Here is a 6,307-nt window from a genome sequence, read left to right as displayed (position 1 = left end):
GGACCGAAGGGTCCTGGGAGAGTAGGACGCCGCCAAGCAAAGAACCACTGTTGATAACAATCGACGGTGGTTTTTTTGTCCCCATCTGTGGATAGAATAATTGTTGAGAATATTTCATCCACAGCCCCGTCTCTTTTTTCTTACATAAAAAAGACTTGTACACAGAAAAATCAATCGAAAATTGTAATTTTAGAGAATCCTACAAAAAGTTCTCCACAAATTCACAAATTCATCCCCATAATACACAGTTTTATAACAAATGTAACGGACTCGCGCGAATTCTGGTTAGTTATGAACATGCGGATAGATTGCTTCGCTCCAGTGGATAACTTTGTACAAGGAGTTATTTTACCTTTGGCGGCAAATGGATCATGCTCCTGTAACCTTAGGCTAGAGACGAAGCAGCTGCATGCCTGGTGTTTTGAAGCCGGGAGGCGTATGATTTAGTGATGGGAGAGTGAACGCACATGGATATCAAATGGAGAGAAGACTATCTCATTCATTCCAATGACATTGACTATAAATCCGAAGCACGCCTGTCGGTACTTTTGGCTTTGATGCAGCGTACGGCGGATGCCGATCTGGAACGCCTTGGAGCAACGAGGGATCAGATGATCGTTCAGGGTATGGGTTGGATGCTGATTACAATGGACCTCCGTTTTAAACGGATGCCCAAAGCTCTGGAAAATATATCGATCCATACCTGGAATAAAGGGCCGCAAGGGGCGTTATGGCAGCGCGATTTTCGGATCTTGGACGGGGATGGGCAGGTGGTTGCAGAGGCTTGCAGCATTTGGGCGCTCGTGGATATCAAGAAAAGAAAAGTGCTTCGTCCATCGGCCTTTCCTTTCGAGGTACCGATCCGTGCAGATGATACGGCCGGCGAAACGCCCGACAAAGTCAAAATTCATGAAGAGATTTCGCTGCAGAAAGCTTACGAAACCGTAGTCCGCTATAGCGGTATCGACGCAAACGGCCATCTTAACAATTCCCGGTATGCAGATCTTTGCATGGATGCACTGGGGAAAGAGGAGATCGATAAGCTCCGCATCAGAGCTTTTAGGATTACTTACCAGCATGAGGCGTTGGCCGGCAACGTGATGACGATATACCGCTCGGATGCGATCGACGATACGTTGTATTTTAAAGGACAGGCTCCGGATGGAAGTACTTATTTTGAAGCTCGTATGGAGTTGGAGACACTTTAATATAGAATAGGCATCCCTACAGGAGACATTAACGATTCACCATATACAAAAGAAAAGCGCTGGGGCTGAACGCTCCGGCGCTTTTTTTTGTATAGATGAGAATGAGCGTTGTTTATACTTTAAACATCATGATCAATTCCTGCAGCTGACGGCTGACTGCGCTCAGCGATTGAGCCGACTTGCTGATTTCCTGGATGAAATCGAGCTGATTGCCTGCTGCGTCCGATACTTGAGCGGAGGTACGGGCAATGCTGCCTGCTGCGTATTTGAGCTCCGTTACAGAAGCCGTAGCTTCCTCCGAGGAAGCGGAGATTTGCTGCAAGGACGCGGATATTTCCTGCATCTGCATCGCTACGTTGCTTGTCGAGCTCAGAATCCTGCTGAAGGATAGACCGGCCTCGGATACGAGGGACTTACCTCGGGTTGCTTCTAGCTGACCCTGCTCGGCAGCGGACAGGGAGTGCTGAGTACTCTCCTGGATGCTTGAAACCAGATCCGAAATCCCCGCGGCGGACTGCTTCGTGCTCTCGGCCAGTTTGCGGATCTCACTTGCCACCACAGCAAAACCGGCTCCGTGCTCGCCGGCGCGTGCTGCCTCAATGGAAGCATTGAGCGAGAGCAAATTAGTCCGCTGGGATACTTCCGCGATCAGATCGGTAAACGTTCCGATCTCCGCAATACGCTGGTTCAGATTCCCAAGCACATCGGAAATGTTGCCGACCGAGAGGTTGATCGCTTCCATCTGGCTTGTCATTTCCTGCAGCACCTGATGCCCGGACGCAGCCTCCTCGGCCATCTGGTTTGACTCTTCAGAAGCGGAGGAGGTAGACTCGGCAATTCGCTGAATACCCAGAGCAGTCTCTTCCAGAACGGTTACCGTCTCGTCGGCGACTTTGGACGTGGTGGTCGTTTGTCCGGCAACCTCAGCAATATCCTTCGTGACTGCCAGCGAGTAGCTTTCCGTTTCAGCAGCGCCGATGCTTAACTGCTCTGATGAACCGATCATGAGTTTGGACTGGTCCTGAATGCTTTGAATGAGAGTCCGGAGATGATTGTTCATTTTGCTGATCGAATTAAACAGCTGCCCGATCTCGTCCTTCGACGCCGAGGAAAAATCCTGGGTGGAGAGATCGCCACCCGCGATTTTGTCGGCCATTCTTACAATGTGCCGAAGAGGGTGCAAAAGTCGATGAACGACGGCATAAATAATGATTCCCGTAATCGCGATACCCAAGAGGGTAATGATGATTTGCTTGGTCCGGGAAGCGCTGACCACATCGTTTATGTACTCTGCGGAATAGTCGATTCCGAGTACGGCAATGACCTTTCCATCGCTTCGGATCGGAAGCATGATCGTTCTCCACGAGCCGAGGTCATCTTTATATTTGGGCGTGATTTGCCGGGTTCCGGTGTCAAAGGCTTTCAGCGCCGCACTCAGATTGACCGGTGATAAACCTGTGACGGGCTTGGTGAAATCCGTTTCGGCGTCGGACAGATCCGACGTAAACACGACCGAGTACGGTTTGGAATCCTGAATTCTCCATATATAAGCGGAATCCATCGTTCCCTGCACTTTTTGGATATCGTTCAGCTGGTTTTGTACTTTTCCGAAATCGGGATTGTCTTTTCCCGGCTGGCTGACCAAAGAGGTGATTAGCGTGGAATCAAGCTGCATGACCGTCAAATTGCCGACGCCTTCAAGCTCGTGCTCCAGATCCCGTGACAAGCCGGATTTGAGCGTATTGATGTTCAACTGCAGAATCGTCATAAAAATAACGATAACGACGGGTATCAGGAATAACATGAGCTTGTACTTTAACGAAAAATGGCGTTCTTTTTTCAAGGTATGGCCCCCTGTGACTGAAATGATCAAATGAATGATATAAATCATGGCCGCTTACAATATGTGCATATTTTCACAATTATTAAGTAATCCATCCCGCATGGTTCAAAAGATTCAGCACATCACATTTTATAAGCTGCATTGGTTTATATAGCCAACTAATAATTTAACAAAAATAGACATAATAAGCTATAGATTTATCGGAATATTGATAGAAAAATACATTATTCAGCAAGTGGGTAGTATATAAGAACTATTTTACATGGATAAGGTAAGTCGCTTTAGGGAATTCATAACAAAAAGGGGGGATAACCGTGCCGCATCATAAACCGCTTAAAATTAATAACCAACAAAACAGAGCCAGCAGGAAAGAAGAAATTATCACGCTGCATCCGGACAAAGCCGCAAAGTTTCCGCCCAGCCTGAATGAGATTCCGAAGCAGGAAGAGCAGCAGTAATCTTTTATAAGTAGGCATGGAACGATGAAAGTTACGAAGTCCCTTCCGGCCCAGCGCGGTGAATCGCATTCGCTGAGCCAGGAAGGGATTTTTGCTGCATTATATAGATCGTTTCATGACGCGCCCCAATGGATGTTATAATAGTAGCAACAGAAAGGGGAGCGTTATGAAATCACTCGTATTAGCCGAAAAACCATCCGTTGCTCGCGAAATTGCGCGGGTCATGGGAAGCAGGGAAAAGCATAAGGGATATTTTGAAGGCCCTCAATATATTGTGACGTGGGCGCTGGGACATTTGGTCGGTCTGGCGGAGCCGGAAGATTACGATCACAAGTATGCGACATGGAATTTGGAGGATCTGCCGATTCTGCCGAAAACGATGAAGCTGAAGGTGCTGCGCGAAACCGGCCAGCAGTTCAGGGTCGTGCAGTCGCTGACCAAGCGTCAGGACGTGAACAAGCTGATCATTGCGACCGATGCGGCGCGGGAAGGCGAGCTATTGGCCCGCTGGATCATGAAAATGGCCCACTGGAACAAGCCGTTCCAACGCTTGTGGATTTCATCCCAAACCGATAAGGCGATCAAGGAAGGCTTCGCGTCGCTTCGTCCGGGAAATCAGTTTGACCGTTTGTATGAGTCTGCGCGCTGCCGCGCGGAGGCGGACTGGATGATCGGGCTGAACGTGACGCGGGCGCTTACCGTCAAATTCGGAGCACAGCTGTCGGCAGGACGCGTGCAGACGCCTACGCTCGGGATGATCATGGACCGGGAAAATGAAATCGTGAATTTCCGTTCCCAGGAATACGATACGCTGAAGGCGGAATTCGGCAGCTTCTCGGCGACTTGGCGGGGCAAGGACGGCGATGCCCGTATTTTCGAACGCCAAACGACCGAGTCGCTGAAGAAGAAGCTGGAGGGGCAGTACGGCAAGGTCAGCCAGGTCAAAAAAACGGAGAAGGTCGAACCTCATCCGCTGGCATATGACCTCACGGAGCTGCAGCGGGATGCCAACCGTAAATATGGCTTTTCCGCCAAGCAGACCTCGAACGTGCTGCAGCGTCTGTATGAGCAGTATAAGCTCGTGACCTATCCGCGTACGGACAGCCGTTATTTGACCTCGGATATGGTTCATACTCTGAAGGAGCGCCTGGAGAGCGTCGCCATCGGTCCGTATGCGACCCTTGCCCGGCCGCTGCTGCGCAAAAATTTGCCGATTACCAAGCGCATTGTTGATGATGCCAAGGTCAGTGACCACCATGCAATCATTCCGACGGAGGAGACGGTGCTGTTAAACCAGCTGAGCACGGAGGAGCGCAAGCTCTACGATCTGATTGTACGCCGGTTCATCAGCTTGTTCTACCCGCCTGCACGCTATGACAACGTGAGCGTTATCGTACAAGTGGAAGGCGAGCAGCTGCATGTCAAAGGCACTACGATCAAGGATGCCGGCTGGCGGGAAGTGTATGGCGCCGATGCGGATGATCTATCCGACGACGATCATGATGGGGATACGGACGACAGCTCCTCCCTGCTGCCCGAGCTACATGAGGGAGACTTGGTCAAGGTGCAGCGGGTCCATGCGCAAAGCGGAAGAACGCTTCCGCCGAAACGCTATACGGAGGCCACTTTGTTATCCCAGATGGAAAAGCACGGACTCGGCACACCGGCCACCCGCGCGGATATCATTGAAAAGCTGATTAATTCGGATACGATTGAACGCCAAGGCAACCTGCTGCATCCGACGGGGAAAGGCAAGCAGCTGATCGAGCTGGTGGCGCCGGAGCTGCGAACGCCGGAGCTTACGGCCCGCTGGGAGTCCGAGCTTGAGAGAATCGCCCGCGGTCAGGGGCAGCCCGAGCCGTTCCTGCAAGGGATCCGCGGTATGTCCCAGGAGCTGGTCTCCGGGGTGAAAAACAGCAGCGCAGGCTACAAGCCTCATAACGTGTCGAACAGCCATTGTCCGCAGTGTGGTACCAAGCTGCTTGAGAAGAAGGGCAAACGCGGCAAAATGCTCATATGTCCCAGCGATGATTGCGGCTACCGCCGCTCGGACGAAAAACGGCTGTCGAACCGCCGCTGTCCGCAGTGCCATAAAAAGATGGAAATCAAGGAAGGCAAGGCCGGCATGTATGTGCAGTGTCTGCCATGCGGCATTACCGAGACCCTGAACAAGGATAGCAAGCATGTGAACAAGAAGGAAGCCCGCAAGCTGGTTCAGCAGTACTCCAGCCAAGAATCTGCGGCCGTATCCAATCTCGGAGAACTGCTGAAGGCTGCGATGGAGCAAAAGAACGACAAATAATCCAATCACATCAGTGCTTCGGGTGTCATTTGCCGGAAATGGCTTAGAAACTGAAATAATTTTGAGTTTTGACATTGTTTCCGGCAGGCTGCGGATTTATAATGAAGCTAGGCAGTAAGAACGGAGGTGGTTCCCCGGTGAGAACGGCCCTTTGGGTATGGTTTATTTTCATCAATGCAGTGGGCTACCTTGTCATGTCGGAGGATAAAAGAAGAGCGAGAAACAGGCGCGAACGCGTGCCTGAGAAAACGCTATTTTTGCTGGCGGCCATCGGCGGATCGCTTGGCGTGTGGATCGCAATGTACCGTAAACGCCACAAGACGCGCCATCTGAGCTTCCGCATCGGCATCCCTCTGTTGTTGTTTGTGAATGCTGTTCTGTACGCCTATTTTTTAAGCTGACAGCTGCTTTAAAAGAGGTTTTACCGGTTTTGATCTTACAGTGAATCGGGCTTCAGGCATCGCCCCCCGACTGATTGAGGGGACCGATTCAGGGT

The 6,307-nt window shown here is 50.8% G+C and carries 5 protein-coding genes; 4 read left to right on the top strand and 1 reads right to left on the bottom strand.

What is annotated here, in order from left to right:
* The first annotated feature begins 467 nt into the window (after positions 1-467).
* A complete protein-coding gene (locus tag ACTHPM_RS24605; RefSeq protein WP_440397307.1) occupies positions 468-1,208 on the top strand; it encodes an acyl-[acyl-carrier-protein] thioesterase in 741 nt (246 codons plus the stop codon).
* A 112-nt stretch (positions 1,209-1,320) separates the two neighbouring features.
* Here ACTHPM_RS24605 and ACTHPM_RS24600 read toward each other — a convergent pair whose 3' ends face one another.
* Positions 1,321-3,051, bottom strand: a complete 1,731-nt coding sequence (locus tag ACTHPM_RS24600) for a methyl-accepting chemotaxis protein (RefSeq protein WP_440397308.1) — start codon at positions 3,049-3,051, stop codon at positions 1,321-1,323.
* A 314-nt stretch (positions 3,052-3,365) separates the two neighbouring features.
* On the opposite strand from ACTHPM_RS24600, the gene ACTHPM_RS24595 reads away from it, so the two are divergent.
* The 3 genes from ACTHPM_RS24595 (at position 3,366) to ACTHPM_RS24585 (ending at position 6,212) form a co-directional block, all read left to right on the top strand.
* Complete coding sequence (locus tag ACTHPM_RS24595; protein ID WP_440397309.1) at positions 3,366-3,509, top strand: hypothetical protein; 144 nt, start codon at positions 3,366-3,368, stop codon at positions 3,507-3,509.
* 166 nt (positions 3,510-3,675) lie between these two features.
* The gene (locus ACTHPM_RS24590) at positions 3,676-5,811 is read left to right on the top strand and encodes a DNA topoisomerase III (protein WP_440397310.1); all 2,136 of its coding nucleotides are present in this window, start codon (positions 3,676-3,678) and stop codon (positions 5,809-5,811) included.
* A 137-nt stretch (positions 5,812-5,948) separates the two neighbouring features.
* Positions 5,949-6,212, top strand: a complete 264-nt coding sequence (locus tag ACTHPM_RS24585; protein ID WP_440397311.1) for a DUF1294 domain-containing protein — start codon at positions 5,949-5,951, stop codon at positions 6,210-6,212.
* The last annotated feature ends 95 nt before the right edge of the window (positions 6,213-6,307 follow it).

The sequence above is a fragment of the Paenibacillus sp. SAFN-054 genome (assembly GCF_051966755.1).
GTDB lineage: Bacteria > Bacillota > Bacilli > Paenibacillales > Paenibacillaceae > Paenibacillus_AQ.
Note: the sequence above shows the minus strand (reverse complement) of the source record. Positions and strands in the feature narration are given on the sequence as shown.